Source organism: Alcanivorax nanhaiticus, assembly GCF_000756665.1.
Lineage (GTDB): Bacteria > Pseudomonadota > Gammaproteobacteria > Pseudomonadales > Alcanivoracaceae > Alcanivorax > Alcanivorax nanhaiticus.
The window spans coordinates 159535-178117 of the sequence record NZ_ARXV01000005.1 but is presented as its reverse complement, the minus strand read 5'-3'; the positions used below and the strand labels follow the sequence as shown (position 1 = coordinate 178117).

The following is an 18583-nucleotide window of genomic DNA, read 5'->3' as shown; positions in this document are numbered from 1 at the left end:
CGATAGAGGGATGCCATGAGCTCCTTGCAGGAACAACTGATGAAAGCCGGTCTGGCGGACCAGAAAAAGGCGCGCCGGGCCAAGCAGCAGAAACGCGAAGACGCCAACAAGGCCAAGCGTGGCGAAATCGAGCTGGAGGAGCCCGCTGAACGGGCCCGTCGATTGCGTGAAGAAAAGGCGGAAGCGGATCGACAGCTGGAAGCCCAGCGCAAGGCAGAGCGTGAGAGGAAGGAAATCGCTGCCCAGATCAAGCAAATGATTGAGCAGAGCCGGATTGATAGCGGTCAGGGTGATGTGGCGTATCAGTTCGTGCAGGACAAGAAGATCAAGAAAGCCTGGGTTACGCCGAAACAGCAGCAACAGTTGGAGCGCGGACAGATCGCCATCGTGGCTCTGGGCGATAGCTTTGAGCTGGTGCCCACGGTGGTGGCGGAGAAAATTCGCCAGCGTGATGAAAAGGCGGTGCTGTTGCTGAACGAGCGGGGCAGTCAGGATGTGGATGAAGATGATCCCTACAAGGATTTCCCGATCCCCGATGATCTGATGTGGTAATGAGCCGCAGCATGCAACACGCAGCCCGTAACTACCTGGTTGAGGCCAGGGAATCCTCAAGCCTTGTTCCCGCGACTCTGGCCGGAGCAGGCCGGTCTTCATCCAGCAAACAGGTGTCGATATGACGGCTTCTTCCTCTTTGACGCTGGGGCGTCGTTATTCGCTGGAAGTGATTCGGGCGGTACGCAATGGGTTGCTGCTGGATGGCGGTAGCCTGGGCGATGTGTTGTTACCGAGTCGCGAGGCCGGAGACCTCCAGCCTGGTGATAGCGTGTTGGTTACGCTCTATAACGATGGTCAGGGCAGCACCATGGCCTCCGTGAAGGCTCCCAAAGTTCAGCGTGGTGAAGTGGCCAGTCTTGGCGTGGTCTCCACCAGCAAGCTGGGCGCTTTTCTGGACTGGGGCATGCCCAAGGATTTGTTGCTGCCTTTCGCGGAACAGACCGGTCCGCTGCGACCGGGTGGCCGAGCCTTGGTGATTGTGACCACGGATCGGGAAGGGCGGTTGCTGGCCAGTGCAAAACTGGATCGCTTCATGAAGGACACCTGCAATGAATTCCAGCAAGGCGATGAAGTGTCCTTGATTGCGGCAAGGGAAACCGATCTGGGCTGGAAGATGGTGGTCAACAATCGCTACTGGGGCATGATTGCTCGCAAGGAACTTCGTGCCCCTCTCAAGCACGGGCAGCGTGTTACTGGTTACGTGCAACGCCTGCGCGAGGACGGCAAGCTGAGCCTGTCACTGAATGCCCCGGGGGCGGCCAAGAGCGATGCGCTCAGTGAGCAGATCCTGGCCGCCCTTGAACAGGCTGGCGGAGAGCTGCCGCTGGGAGACAAGAGTGCGCCGGATGCCATTTTTGATGCCTTTCGCTGCAGCAAGAACGCCTTCAAGCAGGCTATAGGTGGTCTCTACAAGGCTCGCAAGATCGTGATCGAGAAAGACCGTATCCGCCTGGCCTGACCACGATACCGTGCTTCAATCCTGGCTCGGCACATCGCGGCGGAACCGCCGCTCCTACAGCACCGGCCAAGCGCCCCCTTATTCTTTGGCTACCATTCGATATGAGGACCAGGTGTAGGTGCCTCGGTAGGTTTAACAAGCCCAAGTGAACAGCACCCCGGCATGACCGGGGCGAGTGTTGCAAAGAAAGCCGAGATGCTGAGGATCAGCGGAATCGGTAATCCAGTGATAGGCTGAATTTGCGGGCATCGCCGTAGTACCCGCCGTTATAGAACCCCAGGTTGTTGTAGTACTTTTCGTCGGTCAGGTTGCTCGCATTGGCTGCCACGGCGAGGGCCTCAGTGACCTGATAACGGGCCATCAGATCCACCAGGGTGTAGGCCTCCTGAACAAACTTGAAATCGCCGCTGGCACCGGGACGAGTGACGAAGGCGTAGGTTTTGTTCTGCCAGGATAATCCCGCACCGACGGTCAGGCCCTGCAGACCACCCTGGAAGCGGTACTGCGTGCCAATACGAACCATGTCTTCCGGTGAAGTGGTATTCACTTCATCGCCATCCGGGTCTTCTGTAATGCGGTAGGTATACCCGGCCTGAACCTGCCAGTGCGGCAAGATCTCGCCGGCGGCTTCCAGTTCGAAACCGTTGGTTTCTGCGCCATCTACTGCACGGTAGGCAACGGAGTTTGCCGGGCCGCCAGTGATGGGTTGCCCGGTGGATTCTGCCAGATTGTCCTGATTGGTTCTGAAGATGGCCACGGTGGTATTCAAACGGCCTTCGTTAAACTCGCTCTTAAGGCCCGCTTCGATACTGTTGCCTTCTTCCGGATCAAGAATCTGGTTGTTGGCATCGCGGACAGTTTGCGGCTGGAAGATACTGGTGTAACTGGCATAAATCGAGTGGTGATCGTTGAGGTCATAGATGACGCCCAGGTAGGGAACCACCTCGCCATTCTCTTCAAAATGTTCATCAAGCGGGCCTTGCCAGTTCATTCCTTGCGTTTCGGTTTCCCAATCCACCACCTGGCCGCCGGCGATGATGGCAAGTGCGTCGGAGGGCTTGAAGCGTGCGGTAGCATAAACACTGGTTTGCGTTGTGGTTTGTTCTTCCACGGTATTGGGGGCTGCCCATTTCGGTTTGGGGATATTGCCGTCCCAGTTAAACAGGTTGGGTACGACATTGTTGATGCTGACAGGGGATTGCCCGGTGTAATCCCTGTCGGCTTTAGAGTGGCTGGCGCCCAGAACCAGTTCATGCTGGCGGCCGAACAACGCAAAGGGGCCGTTGGCATAGAGGTCAAAGGTGTCTTGTGTCTTGTCCTCCACGAAACGGCCGGACCACAAGGTCTTGCCACTACCATCCCGATTCAGCTGTCCGCCACCAGCGGAGGCGAGTTCAGCGTCATAATTGTTTTCCTGAAGCGTATAGGAGAACTTGCTGTACCAGCCATTCTCAAATTGGTGTTCCAGATTCACGAAAACCGTCTGGCTATCCTGGGCCCAGCTGCTCCAGTCGGTAGCCGGGTTGATATCCCGGTCCAGATCGGCAATGCCGCCGTCGCTGTAAAACAGAGGGAGACTGCCCCAGGTTGAGCCCATGGGATCATAGTCCATGTAGTCCATGCCCACAGTCAGCAAGGTGCTATCGAACAGGTCGGCTTCCACCACTCCGTAGAGCACCTGTTTTTCATTTTCGTAGTGATCGAGAAACGATTCGCCTTGTTCGTAGGCGCTGACGAAGCGGCCGCGTATCCGGCCACTGCCAATTAGCGAGCCCCCTGCGTCCAGCTCCCCCCGATAGCCATCCCAGCTGTTCACCTCTGCGCCGACCTGGCCTGAGAAATCCCGGGTAGGCTTCTTGCGCACCAGATTGACGGTAGCGGACGGGTTACCGATACCGTTTAGCAAGCCGGTTGCGCCACGTAGCACTTCAATGCGGTCGTAGATAATCGTATCCGACAGGGCAGCCTGTTTGCCCAGGCTGCTGATACGGGTAGACGGCATGCCGTCGTAAAGAAAATTGGTAATCTCGAAACCGCGTGCAAACAGCTGCAAACGCTCGGTGTCCTGGGCCTTCACTGAAACACCGGGGGTGCGTTGCATGACCTCGGCGACGCTGTCCAGATTGAAATCGTCCATCTGCTGGCGGCTGATCACGGAGACAGACTGCGGGGTCTCCCGTGGAGATAACACCATCCGCGTTGCGGTGTTGGTGGCGCGGCTGCCGTATCGTTCACTGCCTTCGCTGGTCATGCTGGCATCGTGATCAGCGACGGTGCTGCTCTTTACCTGGATCTGCTCCAGTGAGTGCGCGGTATCGCTTGAAGTGAGATCTTCGGCCTGAAGCTGGCCGGCAGCAAGAAGAATGCCGGTGGTCAGCAGGGATAAACGAAAGTGGTACATGGTTCCCCCGGAGTTTGATTGCATAATGGTGGCTGCCCGTGAGGGCTCCAGTGCATGACGTTGGCTGGGGGGGCCTGGCGAATACGTCGGTCGAGAATGATAATGATTCCCATTAATAATTCAAGGCAGGAGAGACTGAATGCTGTTGGCCCTCTATCTGATCGGTATCACGGCAGAAGCCATGACCGGTGCACTGGCGGCGGGGCGTCTCAAGATGGATCTGTTCGGAGTGGTGATGATCGCTACGGTTACCGCCTTTGGCGGTGGCTCGGTACGCGATATTCTGCTTGGCCATTATCCGCTCACCTGGATAGCCCATCCGGAATATTTGTTACTCACCACTCTGGCGGCATTGCTTACTACCTGGATTGCGCCGCTGATGTCTCGCCTGCGCGGCCTGTTTCTGGCTCTGGATGCCCTGGGGCTGATCGCCTTTACTGTGATTGGAGCCAAGGTGGCATTGGGTATGGGACTTGAGGCCCCCGTGGCGGCGTTGGCAGGGTTGATCACTGGTATGTTTGGGGGGGTGATTCGGGATCTGCTTTGCAACCGTGTGCCGCTGGTTTTCCAGAAAGAGTTGTATGCGGTGGTATCGCTGGGAGCTGCGGTGCTGTATCTGTTGTTGCTGTATTGGCTGGTGCCGGACTGGCTGGCGGTGCTGGTTACCCTTGTTGCCGGGTTTACAGTGCGGATGTTAGCGATTCGCTTTCAGTGGCATCTGCCGCGCTTTGAATACAATGTACCGGATGCTTGAATGGGTGCTGGAAGGCTGAGGCTGGTCGAAGCGAGTAAGCCTGGCTGTATTCCTGCTAATCTTGGTGTGTCATTTATATTTACAGGGAGAGAGTATGAACAAGCTACAGGTATTGGTGTCGGGTGCTGTGCTGGTTCTCGGAATCGGTGGTCAGGCTCAGGCTTTTGATTTCAAGAAAATGACGGACTCCGCCAACTCGGCCATGGACGATGCCTCGCAGAAAGCGGGTGAGACCATGGACAAGGCGAGCACTACCATGGATAGCGGTATTGCGGTGAGTGGCGAAGCCCAGACACTGGTTGATAGTCTGTCGACAGATCTGGGAGTAACAAAGCAGCAGGCCGCCGGTGGTGCGGGAGCCTTGTTGGCCATGGCCAAGAACAATCTGTCTGCCGATCAGTTCAGCGGTATTCTTGCCAAGGTGCCGGGACTGGATTCGCTGCTGGGCGGCGATGGCGGTATGGCGGGCTCCATGCTCGGCAACATTTCCAGCCTTGAAGGGGTGGGCAAAGTGTTCAGTTCACTGGGGTTAAGCCCGGACATGATCAGCCAGTTTGCGCCCAAGATTCTGGGCTTTCTGGGTGGTGAGGGTGTGGCCTCTTCTGCCTTGAGTAGTCTGGGTGGTCTCTGGGGGACAAAGAGCTGAAATCTGAACGGGTGGTTCGGTTTTCCGGGCCACCCTTTCCCTCCTGGCCTTATTCTTACCCGGATCCCCCATTTTTCAAGCCTTTCAGGGGCTGCTTTGATGTCGGCAATGGGGCATAAAGCCGAATTGAATCCGAACAAGCGTTTGATTTATTGTTGTCACCATTCAATGTAACAGTGATCGGAAGGCTTGAGCCTCCCTGACTGTGGGCTTTTAGAGGATAGGTGAGCCGCAATGACTACTGCAACGATTCATCAATATGTGCCGAAAAGTACCCAGAAGAACTACGAGATGCCGATTCGGCATATGGATTTCCAGTTCGATGCCCGGGAGCTGGACGATACGTTTTTCCGTAACACCGAGCTGGCGTCAGCGTACTTTGAGGCTCTGTCCATCTTTCTGACGTTTGGCGAGGATCTGGTGATCGATACTGCCCGTTACCACCGGCAGTTTGTGAAAGATCCGGAGCTCAAGCGGCTGGTCACGGCCCTGATTGGCCAGGAAGCTATCCACTCCAAGATGCACAATGAATTCAACGATGTATTGGCGAAGCATCGTTTTCCCGTGGGCCTGTACCGCTTCCTTGCGGACAAAGTGTTCGAGCATGGCTTCAAGAAACTCTCCAACCGCATGCAGTTGTCATTGATGGCGGGTATTGAGCATTTCACTGCGGTGCTGGCGGAATACATGATGAAGCATGAAGACATCTTCTATGAGTCCATGGATGAGAAGCAGCGAGCCCTGTGGATGTGGCACATGCTGGAAGAGTCCGAGCATAAGGACGTGGCCTACGACGTATTCCAGGAGTTGTCCGGGGATTACGCGCTGCGTATGCGTGGATTTGTGCTGGCAGCTTTCACTATCGTTTTCCTGATACCGGTTGCCGCCTCTGCTATTCCGGTAATACGTAAACCACGGAATTTGATCAGTCTGCGCTACTGGAAGGATGTACGGCGAAGCCTCGCGCTGTTGGCTGGCCCGAAAGAGGGTGTCTACGGCAGCACTATCAAGCACATTCTGGATTACGCCCGCCGGGACTTTCATCCCAGCGATCACGATACCAGCGCCTACCTTGAGTATTACAAGGAAAAGCTGCTGCACCCGGAAACCGGTCTGCTGACCCCGTATATGACTAAAGAATTCGTTCCGGGCAAGCGCGCCTGAACCTGAGTGGGTAAAAAGTGATGCTGAATATTCTCAAATTCCGTTCCAGCAAGCCCAGCTATAACGGCTACGCGGTCGTGACCGGTGCCGGTAGTGGTATTGGTCGCAGTTTTGCCCTGGAGCTGGCCAAGCGTAACACTGCGGTTGTGTGTGCGGATCTTAATCTGGAAAGCGCCGAAGAAACGGTGGCGTTGATCGAAGAAGCGGGTGGCACTGCCTTCGCCGTTGCCTGCGATGTGGGCAAGGCCGAGCAGGTAGAAGCGCTGGCGGTCAAGGCAGAGAAACTACTGGGCAACCCAGTCTCTCTGGTGATCAACAACGCGGGTGTAGGCATTGGCGGCAAGTTCGACGAACTGAGCCTGCAGGATTGGAAGTGGGCCATGGACGTGAACCTGTGGGGTGTCGTTCATGGCTGCCATTACTTCGTGCCTGGCTTCAAGAAACAGGGCCGTGGCGCGATCATCAATGTGGCTTCTGCTGCGTCCTATACCGCAGCCCCGGAAATGAGTGCCTACAACGTGACCAAAGCCGGTGTGCGTGCGTTGTCCGAGACCCTGTACTCGGAACTGAAGCGCGACAACATCAAGGTCAACGTACTGTGCCCGACCCTGGTGCCCACCAATATCATCAAGGATGGCCGAATCCCGGATCGTTACTCCAAGCTGGCCGACCATGCGCTGATGAACTACGCCATGACCACCAGTGATTCTGTGGCCAAACTGACCCTGAACCGCCTCGACAAGGGTGAGCTGTACACCACTCCCCAGGTCGACGCCAAACTGTTCTGGGTAATGAAGCGCGTATCCCCAAACCTGTACGCCGACTTGCTCGGCTTTTCGTACCGGTTTGTGAAGAACTGATAGAGGTTTTTTCTCATGGCAACAGCAAAAAAGAAAACGGCCACTGAGGCCCGCATTTACGACTCCTTCATTGTCGGTGCCGGCATTTCCGGTATCTGTGCCGCCTACAAGATGAAGAAACAGGGCTATCACGATTTCAAGATTATCGAGAAAGCCAATCGCGTGGGCGGTACCTGGCGCGAGAACACCTATCCGGGTTGCGGATGTGACGTACCGTCCTCCCTGTATTCTTTTTCTTTCGCACCGAGCAGCAAGTGGAGCCACCTGTTCGCTCGTCAGCCGGAAATCCTTGAGTACCTGGAAGGGGTCAGCAAAGAGTTTGGCATCGAAGAGCTGATCGAATTCGGCACCGAGCTGGATAATGCCCAGTGGGATGAGGCCCGCCACCTGTGGGTTCTGGATACCACCACCAATGGCAAGCCATCCCAGACACTGGCACGCACCGTGGTCTTTGCCACCGGCCCGATCACCGAAGCCCAGATCCCCAACCTGCCAGGCCTGGATACCTTTAAAGGTGAGATGTTCCACTCCGCCAAGTGGAATCACGATTATGATCTGACCGGCAAGCGTGTAGCGGTGATTGGCACCGGTGCATCCGCGATCCAGTTCGTTCCGCAGATTCAGCCGAAAGTCAAAGAGCTGCACGTGTTCCAGCGCACCGCACCCTGGGTGTTGCCGAAGCCGGATATGAATCTGGGCGACACCAGCAAGCAGTTGATTGAAAAGCTGCCGGTGATCCAGAAAACCTGGCGCAAGGCGGTGGCGCAATCCCTGAATGTAATCAACTTCGGGCTGCGTAACCCAATGGCGCTGAAGCCGGTGAGCACGGCGGCAAAACAGCTGCTGCGTGTTCAGGTGAAAGACAAAACCCTGCGCAAGGCGGTAACGCCGGACTTTACCTTGGGCTGCAAGCGCATCCTGTTCGCCAACAACTACTATCCCGCCTTGCAGGCAGATAACGCCAACCTGATCCCGCATGGACTGGTGGAAGTGGATGGCAACACAGTGATTGCGGCGAACGGCGAGCGTCACGAAGTGGACGTGATCATCTGGGGGACCGGTTTCGAGGTGTCTCATCCGCCCATCGGGCGCAAGGTGATCAACGCCAATGGCGAGCGCCTGTCTGACCTGTGGAAAGATACCTCCCCGGAAGCCTATCTGGGTGCCACCATGAAAGATGTGCCCAATGCCTTCCTGGTGCTGGGTCCCAACGTGCTGGTGTATGACTCCTTTATCGGTCTTGCCGAAGCGCAGCTGGATTACATCATCGGTGGCCTGAAGAAGATCAGGGACAAGGGCATCAGCCGCCTTGCCATCAACCCGGGTGTGTTGCAGCGCCACAACGACAAGGTGCAGAAGCATCTCAAAGGCACGGTCTTCAATAGTGGCGGCTGCAAGAGCTACTACCTGGATCAGAATGGCCGCAACTTTGCCGCCTGGCCCTGGTCGCTTGCAGAGCTGAAGAAACGCCTGAGCGTGTTCTCCCTGTCTGACTATGATGTGCAGTACGGCGTCAAGGAAGAACAGAACGCGGCTTGAGAATTAGAAGCGAGTTGCAAGTTGCAAGTTACAAAGCGCGGTCAGGATGGCAGCTTTCTTCGAGTCAGTGCCCGCGCCACACGCTGCGGCGCGGCTGATGAGCGAGGATATCCACCATGTACGGGATCGCGTTGTAACTTGAAACTTGTAACTTGCCGTTGTTCCTTCGCGTCTGGCACCGTTAGTGCCCTGACAACGCCTGCAGTATTTTGTGGCAGGCTGCAGGCGTCAGGCCACTCCAGCGTTTAAAGGCACGACGAAAGTTGGTGCTGTCAGAAAAATTCAATCGGCGGCAGACCTGATCCGGGGTCATGCCGTCGAATTGAATCCACAGAATTGCCTGGTGCAATCGCACTTCATCCAGTAATCGTTGATAGTGACACCCTTGCTGCTTGAGCCGCCGTTTAATCGTGGCAGGGCTGCTTCCATAGTGATTCGCCACATCCTGTAGCGTGGGTGGGGACGTAATGGCTTGTTGCAGGAAGCGATAAAGTTGCTGTCTGGCACTATGAGCAAAGCCCAGTTGTTGAATCTGCTGATCGCATTGCTGGCGTGCGGCCTGCCAGCCGGTGCTGGCTCCACGGGGCCAGGGCATATCCAGATAGTGTCGTGGTAGCAACATGGCATCCATGCAACGTTCAAAATGCAGCCGTTCGCCAAGGTGGACCTGATATTGTTCTGGCCATGGCGGGCAACGGTAGCTGAACTGGAATTGCCAGGGTAGCGGGCGATGACTTAGCCATTGGCTGACCGATGCGAGTCCCGCCATGGCACTTTCCACCAGAAATGGCCAGTGTGAGCCGGCGCCGCAGCTGTCCAGCCACTGCACGCACAAGTATTCATCATCCAACGTGATGCGGACGCCGACCAGCGGGCTGATCAGGGCAGGGTAGTCGTTAAAGGCCACCAGGCAGTCACGCAGACAGCCAGCCTGACCGAGCAGCGCGCTGATGGGACCGTAATGCCCGGGCAGCAATCGCTGGCCATAGCGAAAGGGTAATTCCGGATCGGGAAAGAGTTGTCGGCTGTTATGAATCAGTTGCAGGAACTCGCGGGGGGTTGCCACGGCGTCGCCCTGAATGACACGTTCAGGAAACAGGCTGGTGTGGCGGAACAGACGGTGCGTATCAATCCCTTGATCCTGCACCAGATCAATCAGTGCTCCCGGAAGATGGTGGGCAGGGATAAACGCGGTGTCTGGCAGATAGCCCTGCATGCTCAGGCAGCCTGCCATGAAGCGGTGGCGCCCGGAAGACGTTGATTGGCCCGTTCGATTAACGAACAGGCATCGTCGTCATGGGCGACGGCGATACCCATCTGTGCGGTCATGAAATGACTCTCGCCACGGCGTGTCTTGAAGGCGAAATGCCGGACCGCCTGCTGCAACTCGCAGGCAATACGGTCGGCTTCCGCCTGCTGCGTCATCGGCAGTACGATGGCAAATCGGTCCCCGGCATATCGGCATAGCAGATCCTGTTGGCGCAGGTTCAATAACAGCAATTCGCCAAGCTCCTTGAGCAGCCGGTCGCTGTCTGACGGGCCGAGTAACCGGCGGCTGTGATCAAAGCAGTGCAGGTCCAGCATGATCAGCGCCAGGGGTTGATCGGGGCGGCTTAATTCCCGTTTTAATTGTTCTCGCAGGTAGTGCGCGCCGGACAGCGGGGTCAGATTATCCAAGCTGCGGTGTTCACGAAAAATTCGTTCACGGCGAATGAGCTGGGCGGAGATGGCTTGCTGTTCCTTATGCCAGTGATAGATGCCCAGTGTCAGCAGAATCATGCCCACCGGCATGGCACCGGATTCCAGCCAATGGTCCCACACAATGGCATCGGGCAGACGGATGAATTCATCCATCACGTCTTGCCAGTAAGACAGAAAAATACCACTGAGCCCGGCGACCAGCATGCGTGTCACCCTTCCGCCCGGGCGGCTATTGAGGATCAACACGATCCACAACAGGGCCAGCAGGGCGGCTCCTCCTTCACCGGCAATATCCAGCCAAACCAGTTCCTGCCAGCTCTTGGTGTCCCCGCTGGCCAGATTGGCGAGCAGGATCACATTGGCGATCACGATGGGAATGATCAGAGTGCCTCGATGGCGGGCTATCAGGTTATTCACGTTCATTATCTCCTCCCGGTTGGCTGCAGCTTTACATCAAGAGGGTGTCAGTTTGATGACGTTGGCTGGGATTGGTATGCCTGGTCACTTTTTCAGAAGGGGGGTGCGATTGGCTCAGGAGAGATAAGAAAAAATCTTGAGTCGGACGTCTGACGTCGGACGTTTGAAGACCGTAAAACCTGTGAGGTTTGGGCTTTGGGCATCAGACCTCCGATGTCAGACGTCCGACTGGATTTCTCTCCTGGGGTTCTCTCGGCTCATAACCCGGAAAAGTACCGCTGAAAAGACACTTTCACCCAAGCCCTGTAACAGAACTGACATGGCCCATGCCTAGGGTGCCGGCATTGCCAATACATCAGGGCATTGCCCGGGGGATACCATGTCCATGACCAAACGATTGATTCCGCCTTTTTCGCGCACGTTGCTGGCGACTGCCGTGGCGCTGGCCTGTAGTCAGGTGCAAGCCGAAGACTCTCCGGCTGAAACAAGCAATGAGCTGGAAACGGTTCGCGTGATCGGCCAGGCGGCCAGTACCAACCGTGCGCTAACCGAACAAAGGGAAGCGGACAATATCGAAACCACCACCCGCGCTGATGATATTGGCGATTTTCCTGACAATAACGTCTCTGAATCCCTGCAGCGTATGCCGGGCGTCTCCATCGAGCGCGATCAGGGCGAGGGACGCTTTGTTCGTGTTCGCGGTGTCGCCCCTGACTTGAATGCGGTGACGGTCAACGGTATTCAGGTGCCCGCTCCGGAGGCTGGGCGCCGTGCCGTGGCGCTGGATGTGATTCCGGCGGATCTGCTGGAATCTCTCACCGTGGTGAAGACACTGACGCCGGACATGGACGGAAATTCCCTGGGCGGGACGGTGGAAGTGAAGACGCTGTCCGCCTTTGATCGTGATGGCTTGTTCTATTCCGTCAGTGGTGCGGCAAGTTATGACGAACACACGGACCAGACCAGTCCTGAACTGGCGGTGGCCGCCAGTAACCAGTTTTCCCTTGGGGAAGGGGCCAACAACTTTGGGGTGGCCGGTGCCATCAGCTGGGGGGAGAGGGATTTCGGTTCCGACAATGTCGAAACCGGAGGTGCCTGGGATTTTGATGATAACAATGCACTGGAAGAGTTCGAGCAACGGGATTACATGATTACCCGTGAACGGCTTGGCGTTGCACTGAACTTTGACTATCTGCTCAGTGATGACACCAGCCTTTACCTGCGAACTCTACACAGCGAGTTCCGTGATGAGGAAATTCGTCAGGCTAATATCTTCTCGTTCGATGCGGCACAACAGCCTGGGCAGACCGGTATCGCGGAGGTCGAGAAAGAGCTGAAAGACAGGGAAGAAACCCAGGATATTTCTTCCTTCGTGCTCGGTGGTCAGCATTTATCCGGTGACTGGACCACAGATTTCCGTGTTGGTTACAGCACAGTGCAGGAAGAAGAGCCACGCCATGCGGATAGCACCGTTTTTGTCGGTGATTTCACTGACGCAGGCTATACGGGAACCCGCAAGCCTTCGGCGCTGTATCCCTCCGGTTTCTACGACGACAGCAATTACGAGCTGGACGGGATTGAAGTGACCGAAGGCAAGACCACTGACGAGCAAGTGGATATAGCGCTGGACTTCACCCGCGATATGTACTGGAACGGAAACCCTGCCTCTATCAAGTTTGGCGGCAAGGCCAGCCAGCGTGACAAGGACAGTGACGTGAATGTGTGGACCTACGAGCCTGACGGGGTACTCACTGATTTTGCCACCGATGTGGATTACCAGCTGGGTAACTTTGGCTCGGGGATTGATGCCGACAGGATCAATCCGCTGGTGGCCGGAGCTGGCACACTGGAAGATGTGGATTCTGCCATCGAGGACTTCGAGATGTCTGAAGATCGTCAGGCCGCTTACCTGATGGGGACGGTGGACATTCAGCAGCTGCGTATTCTTGCCGGTGTGCGTTATGAAAAGCTGGATTTCGAAGCGGATGGATTTGGCGACGACAACGGCACCATCACGGCCAGCCATTTCGAAGAAGACGAGGATCACTGGCTACCGGCGTTGCACCTCCGTTATCAGCTCACCAATGACACCCTGGTGCGTGCTGCTGTCACCCGCAGTGTGGTGCGTCCCACCTTTGAACAGCTGTCTCCGGGTTTTGAGATTGATGGCGATGAAGCCAGCTTTGGTAACCCGGAACTGAAATCACTGGAATCAAATAATCTGGATTTGGGCATTGAGCATTACATGGGCCATGCCGGTGTGGTGTCGGCATTTGCGTTCTACAAAGACATCAAGAACTTTGCCTACCTTACCGACAAGGGGGGTAGCCCCGGCTTTGAGCTCTTCAGTGATGCGGAAACCTTCGAAAACGGCAACGATGCCAGCCTGTATGGCCTTGAACTGGCTTACTCCAAGCAGTTCAGCAGCCTGCCGGCGCCGTTCAATGGCCTGCTGATGGGTGCCAATGCCACCTTTGTGGATGCCACTGCAGAGATTGATGCCTTTGATGAGGATACCGGCGTTACCGTGACTCGGGACATCGCCTTGCCTAGCCAGTCCGATGTAACCGGTAACCTGATGTTTGGCTACGAAGACAAGCGACTCAGCCTGCGTCTGGCGGCCAACTACACGGGCAAATTCCTGCAGGAAGTGAGCGATCCGCTGGACAAGCGCTATGACATTTACACCGACGATCATGTGCAGCTGGATTTCAACGGCCATTATTTCCTGACCGAAGATCTGCAGCTCACCTTTGAGGCGATCAACATCAATGATGAACCGTTCTATGCCTACACCGGAAAGGAAAAGTTCAACGCCCAGTACGAGGAGTACGGTCCCACCTTCAAGTTGGGTCTGTCCCTGAAAAATCTTTAATCAGGCTGGCCGGTGGGCATGCCCCCGGCTCTTTTTTGTCTGAAGGAATGATCAAATGCGTAACAAGAGAATGATTTATACACTGTCTGGCCTGACCGCGCTGCTGCTGGCGCTGAGTGGCTGTCAGGGAGAAAAGGCGGAAAACAGCGAGGCGGTCATGCCGGCCTCTAACTTGCCATGGAGCAAGGAAACCCGCATCGGTAACCCGTTGGGTATGTGGGTTCATCACCAGCAGATCTTTACCGTCAATGCGAACGGTGATCTGACTCTCGGTGACCAGGTGCTACAGTCCGGTAATTTTGAAGGACTGGAAGGTCGTGTTGATAGTGCTGGCCAGATCCATCTGGTGAGCGTGGATCGTGACAGTAACCAGGCCGTGTTGTTTGCGCTGGACGGAAACCGTGTCCAGGAAATTCAGCGCATGTCAGCACCGGATTATGAAATCAGCGGTTTCTGTCTTTACCGTGATCATCAGTCATTGCTCTCCGTCTTCGTGCTGGATGAGCGGGGAGGGGCTGACCAATGGTTGTTGGGCGCGGCGGACAAGGCCCTGCCTGTTCGTCATCTGGTTCTGCCACCGGGAGCGGAAAGTTGCGCTGCGGATGACAGCAACGGAACGCTGTATGTGGCTGAAGAGTCTATCGGTTTGTGGCGCTATAACGCCAATCCCGAAAAGGATGCTGAGCGGAAATTGCTGGATCGACTTGCGCCCCACGGCCACATCGCCGAAAACGCCAGCGCTGTCATCACCTTGCCCGGCGGTGTTGCGTTGGTGGATAAGGAGGCGGCAGCAGTCAATCTGTACCTGGCGGATGGCACCTTGCAGCGGCGGATGACTGTGCCGGATCTGGAAGAGCCGGAAACCTTGGCAGCCAGTGTCTCTGATGCGGGACTGGTGTTGTTTGCGGTGGATGATGGCAATGCTGGCGTAGTCAGCACAACGGTTTCCTGGGGGGCAGAAGCGCAGGCGTCCGTTGTGATCCCGGTGGTATTGCCGTCAGCACAAACAGACAGCGTGGAGCGCTTTGGTGATGCGGCCGATGACCCCGCCATCTGGGTAAACCGTAACGCACCGGCACACAGCCGCGTGCTCGGTACGGACAAAAAAGCGGGGTTGTACGTCTATGATCTGGATGGCAGGACCCGTCAGTTTCTGGAAGTGGGACGCCTCAACAATGTGGATCTTCGATATGGTCTCACGGTGGCTGGCCAACGTTGGGATGTGGCCGTTGCCTCTAACCGTGACAACAACAGCCTGCATGTTTTTCTGATCGATCCGCAGAGTGGTCAGGTTCAGGAGGCCGGCCAGATCTTCACAGAAATGAAGGAAATCTACGGCATCTGTCTGTATCAGGATGACAAGGGGCTGTATGCCTTTGCCAACGACAAGAGTGGCCTCATCGAGCAGTGGTTGCTGACGGGGGGCGACAGCGTCACCGGTGAGCGGGTGCGCACGCTCCAGGTCACGAGCCAACCGGAAGGGTGTGTGGCCGACGAGCAAGATCAGCGGCTGTTTGTTGGCGAAGAGGATCGGGCGGTGTGGCTGTTTGCTGCCGGTGCTGATCAACCTGCAAGCGCCACCGAAGTGATGGCCGCCGGTGAGGTGCTGGTGGATGACATCGAAGGGATGGCGCTCTACCAGCGTGATGGCAAAAACTGGCTGGTGGTATCCAGTCAGGGCGACGACAGCTATGTCGTTCTCGAGGCCGATGATCCCCATGACGTGGTAGGCAAATTCCGCATCGGCATGAATGCCGCCGCTGGCATCGATGGCGCCTCGGAGACCGATGGATTGGACGTCACCTCAGTGGATCTGGGTGGAGACTACAGCCGAGGTCTGTTGGTGGTCCAGGACGGCCGCAACCGCCTCCCGGACGCGCCACAGAACTACAAGATTGTGGCGTGGAAAGATGTAGAGGCTGTCCTCGAAAATCCCTGAGTAACGAGTAACGAGTAACGAGATTCGGAATTGTCGGTGTTTCTGACTTTCGAAACTCGTTACTCGAATCTCGTCACTGCTTTTATTCCCAACCCGCTAGCACCAGCTTGCCAATGGTGCTGCCTTCCTCCAACCGCTTATGCGCGGCCTTGAGATTGTCGGCGTTGATCGCGCCCATGCCTTCGCTGAGTGTGGTCTGGATGGTGCCGGTATCTACCAGCTTGCTCAGTTGTGCGAGGATGTCGCCCTGGCGCTGCATGTCCTGCGCGAACATGGCGCGGGTGAACATGAACTCCCAGCTAAAGCGGGCACTTTTCGGTTTCAGCGGATTCAGATCCAGCGGGCCACGGGCATCGACGATGGCGCAGATGCCACCCAGAGGGGCAATCACCTGGCAGGCGGTTTGCCAGTAGTCATCCAGATTCTGGGTAATAAAGATGCCGTCTATCTGGGGGACACCCAGTGTTTCCAATTGTGGAGCAATGGGTTCGCGGTAATCCACCAGTGCATGGGCGCCCATGGCTTCACACCAGTTGGCTGAAGTGTCGCGGCCAGCGGTGGCGATTACGCGAAGACCAAAGTGTTTGGCGGCCAGCTGAATGGCGATGGAGCCCACCCCGCCGGCGCCGCCTATTACCAGCAGGGTTTTGCCTTCGCATTCTCCGGGATGGAAACCCAGTTGATCCTCCAGTGCCTCCCAGGCCGTGAGGGCGGTCAGTGGCAAGGCGGCGGCTTCCTGCATACCAAGGCTATTGGGCTTGTGAGCTACCAGGCGTTCATCCACGCATTGATGTTCTGCATTGCTGCCCTGGCGTTGTACTGCGCCGGCATACCAGACCCGGTCACCCTTTTGAAATCCGCTGACTTCACTGCCTACCGCTTCCACCACCCCGGCGGCATCAAAGCCCAGTACCCGGTAACCGGGTTGATCCAGCGGGCGCTGGCGAAGTTTGGTATCAATGGGATTGACGGAAACGGCCTGAACGGCAACCAACAGGTCCCGTGGGCCGGGGGAAGGCAGGTCGAGCTGGATGTCCTCAAGGGCATGTACGTCGTCGATGGCGCGGGGCTGATTGAATCCGATAGCTCTCATTTCCTGCCTCATTTTTTGACTGTGGTAACCGAAACACACAAGTATTGGCGCATGTTGCATCGCAGACTATGCCACAGTATTGGTGCTGCTGCCGTGCGACCTTTGGCAGCGTTGGGAGAGCAGGAGAATTCATGAACTTCGAAGAATACAGAAAGTATGATGCCATCGGTCTGGCGGAGCTGATTCGCAAGGGCGAGGTGCAGGCCTCTGAGTTGCTGGAGATTGCGATCCATCGTGCCGAGGCGGTTAATCCTGAGCTGAACGGGATGATCATCCCGCTCTACGAAAAGGCCCGTCAGCGAGCCGGGTCTTCGCTGGAAGGTCCGCTGGCAGGGGTGCCCATGCTGGTGAAGGATCTGTTCCAGGAAATCGCTGGTGAGCCGGATTACCGAGGCAACAAGGCACGCAAGAAGCACGATATCCGTGCCGAGCAGGATTCCACTCTGGTGGCGCGCTGGAAGCAGGCAGGCCTTGTGCCGTTCGGCAGAACCAATACGCCAGAGTTTGGCGCCAAGGGAATCACCGAGCCGGATTCTTACGGCCCATCGCGCAATCCCTGGAATACAGCCCATACCACCGGGGGCTCCTCCGGGGGCTCGGCGGCCATGGTGGCGGCGGGTGTGGTGCCGGTAGCTGGAGCCAATGATGGTGGCGGCAGCATTCGGATTCCGGCCGCCTGTTGTGGGCTGTTCGGGCTGAAGCCGGGGCGTGGTCGTACTCCCTGGGGGCCGACTTTCACCGAGGCCATGCACGGCATTGCCGTGAATCATGTTTTAACCCGTTCCGTCCGTGACAGTGCCTTGCTGCTGGATATCGCCCAAGGGGATGAGCGCGGCAGTCTGTTCCATATTGCTCCGCCGCCACAACCTTATGCGCAAGCAGCGGCCAACCCTCCGGGACGTTTGCGTATTGGTTTTTCTACGCGCTCTCCTCTGGGTACGGAGGTGGACGCTGAAGCAGTGAAAGCGGTGGAAAAAACGGTGGCATTGCTGCGCGATCTTGGCCATGAGGTAGAAGAGGCCGAGCCGCAGATGGACGCCAAGCAGATGTGTATGGACTGGCTCACCGTGTGGTTCGGGCAATGCGCAGCGGAAGTGGACGAAGTGAAAGCGTTGACCGGTTGCGGCGATGAGGGCTTTGAACTGGATACGCTGGGGATCGCCGCGTTCGGTCGTGCCACGCCAGCCAGCGAGTACGTGAAGTGTCAGAGTCGCTGGCAGCTCTATATGATCGCGCTGGACCAGTTTTTGGAGCGCTATGACTTCTGGTTGACGCCGACGTTGGCGCTGCCACCGGCCAAAGTGGGGGCGATGGCAACGCCGTCACTTCAGCAAGCGGCGCTGAGAGTGGTGCTTAAGGTTGGCGCAGAGAAACTGCTGATGAAGACGGGTCTGATTGAAGACATGGCTATGGAGAACTTCAAGTACATGCCCTTCACCCAGTTCGCCAATGTCACCGGTGTGCCAGCCATGTCGGTGCCGCTGCACTGGACAGAGGCGGGACTGCCGCTGGGTTCCCAGTTTGTGGGTGGTCATGGTGATGAAGGCAAGCTGTTGGCTCTGGCTGCACAGCTGGAGCAGGCTCAACCCTGGTTTGATCGGGTGCCGATGTGAAGGGGCGGCCGCGCTGACACGCAACACGTAAAAACAAAAGACGGTTTACCACAGAGGGCACAGAGATC

At 56.8% G+C, this 18583-nt stretch carries 14 protein-coding genes; 10 read left to right on the top strand and 4 right to left on the bottom strand.

What is annotated here, in order from left to right; all coding sequences use genetic code 11:
• Positions 1 to 15: 15 nt before the first annotated feature.
• Together Y5S_RS08225 and Y5S_RS08220 are read left to right on the top strand one after the other, a co-directional pair.
• A complete protein-coding gene (locus Y5S_RS08225) occupies positions 16 to 552 on the top strand; it encodes a DUF2058 domain-containing protein (protein WP_035232109.1) in 537 nt (178 codons plus the stop codon).
• 121 nt (positions 553 to 673) lie between these two features.
• Entirely contained in the window at positions 674 to 1513 is an 840-nt protein-coding gene (locus Y5S_RS08220) for a CvfB family protein (RefSeq protein ID WP_035232108.1), read from the top strand.
• 205 nt (positions 1514 to 1718) lie between these two features.
• Here Y5S_RS08220 and Y5S_RS08215 read toward each other — a convergent pair whose 3' ends face one another.
• Positions 1719 to 3914, bottom strand: a complete 2196-nt coding sequence (locus Y5S_RS08215; protein ID WP_035232107.1) for a TonB-dependent siderophore receptor — start codon at positions 3912 to 3914, stop codon at positions 1719 to 1721.
• Between the two features lie 139 nt (positions 3915 to 4053).
• On the opposite strand from Y5S_RS08215, the gene Y5S_RS08210 reads away from it, so the two are divergent.
• The 5 genes from Y5S_RS08210 to Y5S_RS08190 all read left to right on the top strand — a co-directional run bounded on the left by Y5S_RS08210 (position 4054) and on the right by Y5S_RS08190 (position 8877).
• Entirely contained in the window at positions 4054 to 4668 is a 615-nt protein-coding gene (locus Y5S_RS08210; RefSeq protein ID WP_035232106.1) for a trimeric intracellular cation channel family protein, read from the top strand.
• A 94-nt stretch (positions 4669 to 4762) separates the two neighbouring features.
• On the top strand, positions 4763 to 5314 hold the full coding sequence (locus Y5S_RS08205; protein ID WP_035232105.1) for a DUF2780 domain-containing protein: 552 nt from the start codon (positions 4763 to 4765) through the stop codon (positions 5312 to 5314).
• A 234-nt stretch (positions 5315 to 5548) separates the two neighbouring features.
• The gene (locus tag Y5S_RS08200) at positions 5549 to 6478 is read left to right on the top strand and encodes a metal-dependent hydrolase (RefSeq protein ID WP_035232104.1); all 930 of its coding nucleotides are present in this window, start codon (positions 5549 to 5551) and stop codon (positions 6476 to 6478) included.
• Positions 6479 to 6498: 20 nt separating this feature from the next.
• On the top strand, positions 6499 to 7338 hold the full coding sequence (locus Y5S_RS08195) for an SDR family NAD(P)-dependent oxidoreductase (RefSeq protein ID WP_035232103.1): 840 nt from the start codon (positions 6499 to 6501) through the stop codon (positions 7336 to 7338).
• A 15-nt stretch (positions 7339 to 7353) separates the two neighbouring features.
• Positions 7354 to 8877 carry a flavin-containing monooxygenase gene (locus Y5S_RS08190; RefSeq protein WP_035232102.1) on the top strand — a complete coding sequence of 508 codons (1524 nt, stop codon included), beginning with the start codon at positions 7354 to 7356 and terminating at the stop codon, positions 8875 to 8877.
• A 181-nt stretch (positions 8878 to 9058) separates the two neighbouring features.
• On the opposite strand, the gene Y5S_RS08185 is transcribed toward Y5S_RS08190, so the two are convergent.
• Positions 9059 to 10111, bottom strand: a complete 1053-nt coding sequence (locus Y5S_RS08185; protein WP_231552655.1) for an AraC family transcriptional regulator — start codon at positions 10109 to 10111, stop codon at positions 9059 to 9061.
• Positions 10096 to 11001, bottom strand: coding sequence for a diguanylate cyclase domain-containing protein (locus Y5S_RS08180; RefSeq protein WP_156107655.1), 906 nt, complete (start codon positions 10999 to 11001; stop codon positions 10096 to 10098). Before Y5S_RS08180 ends, Y5S_RS08185 begins: the two co-directional genes overlap by 16 nt.
• A gap of 373 nt (positions 11002 to 11374) precedes the next feature.
• On the opposite strand from Y5S_RS08180, the gene Y5S_RS08175 reads away from it, so the two are divergent.
• Both Y5S_RS08175 and Y5S_RS08170 read left to right on the top strand, forming a co-directional pair.
• Positions 11375 to 13870, top strand: coding sequence for a TonB-dependent receptor (locus Y5S_RS08175; RefSeq protein ID WP_035232099.1), 2496 nt, complete (start codon positions 11375 to 11377; stop codon positions 13868 to 13870).
• Positions 13871 to 13925: 55 nt separating this feature from the next.
• Positions 13926 to 15809, top strand: coding sequence for a phytase (locus Y5S_RS08170; protein ID WP_052041473.1), 1884 nt, complete (start codon positions 13926 to 13928; stop codon positions 15807 to 15809).
• An 82-nt stretch (positions 15810 to 15891) separates the two neighbouring features.
• Here Y5S_RS08170 and Y5S_RS08165 read toward each other — a convergent pair whose 3' ends face one another.
• A complete protein-coding gene (locus Y5S_RS08165; protein ID WP_035232096.1) occupies positions 15892 to 16902 on the bottom strand; it encodes a zinc-binding alcohol dehydrogenase family protein in 1011 nt (336 codons plus the stop codon).
• A 131-nt stretch (positions 16903 to 17033) separates the two neighbouring features.
• Between Y5S_RS08165 and Y5S_RS08160 the strand changes: the two genes are divergently transcribed.
• Complete coding sequence (locus Y5S_RS08160) at positions 17034 to 18515, top strand: amidase (RefSeq protein ID WP_035232094.1); 1482 nt, start codon at positions 17034 to 17036, stop codon at positions 18513 to 18515.
• Positions 18516 to 18583 lie beyond the last annotated feature (68 nt).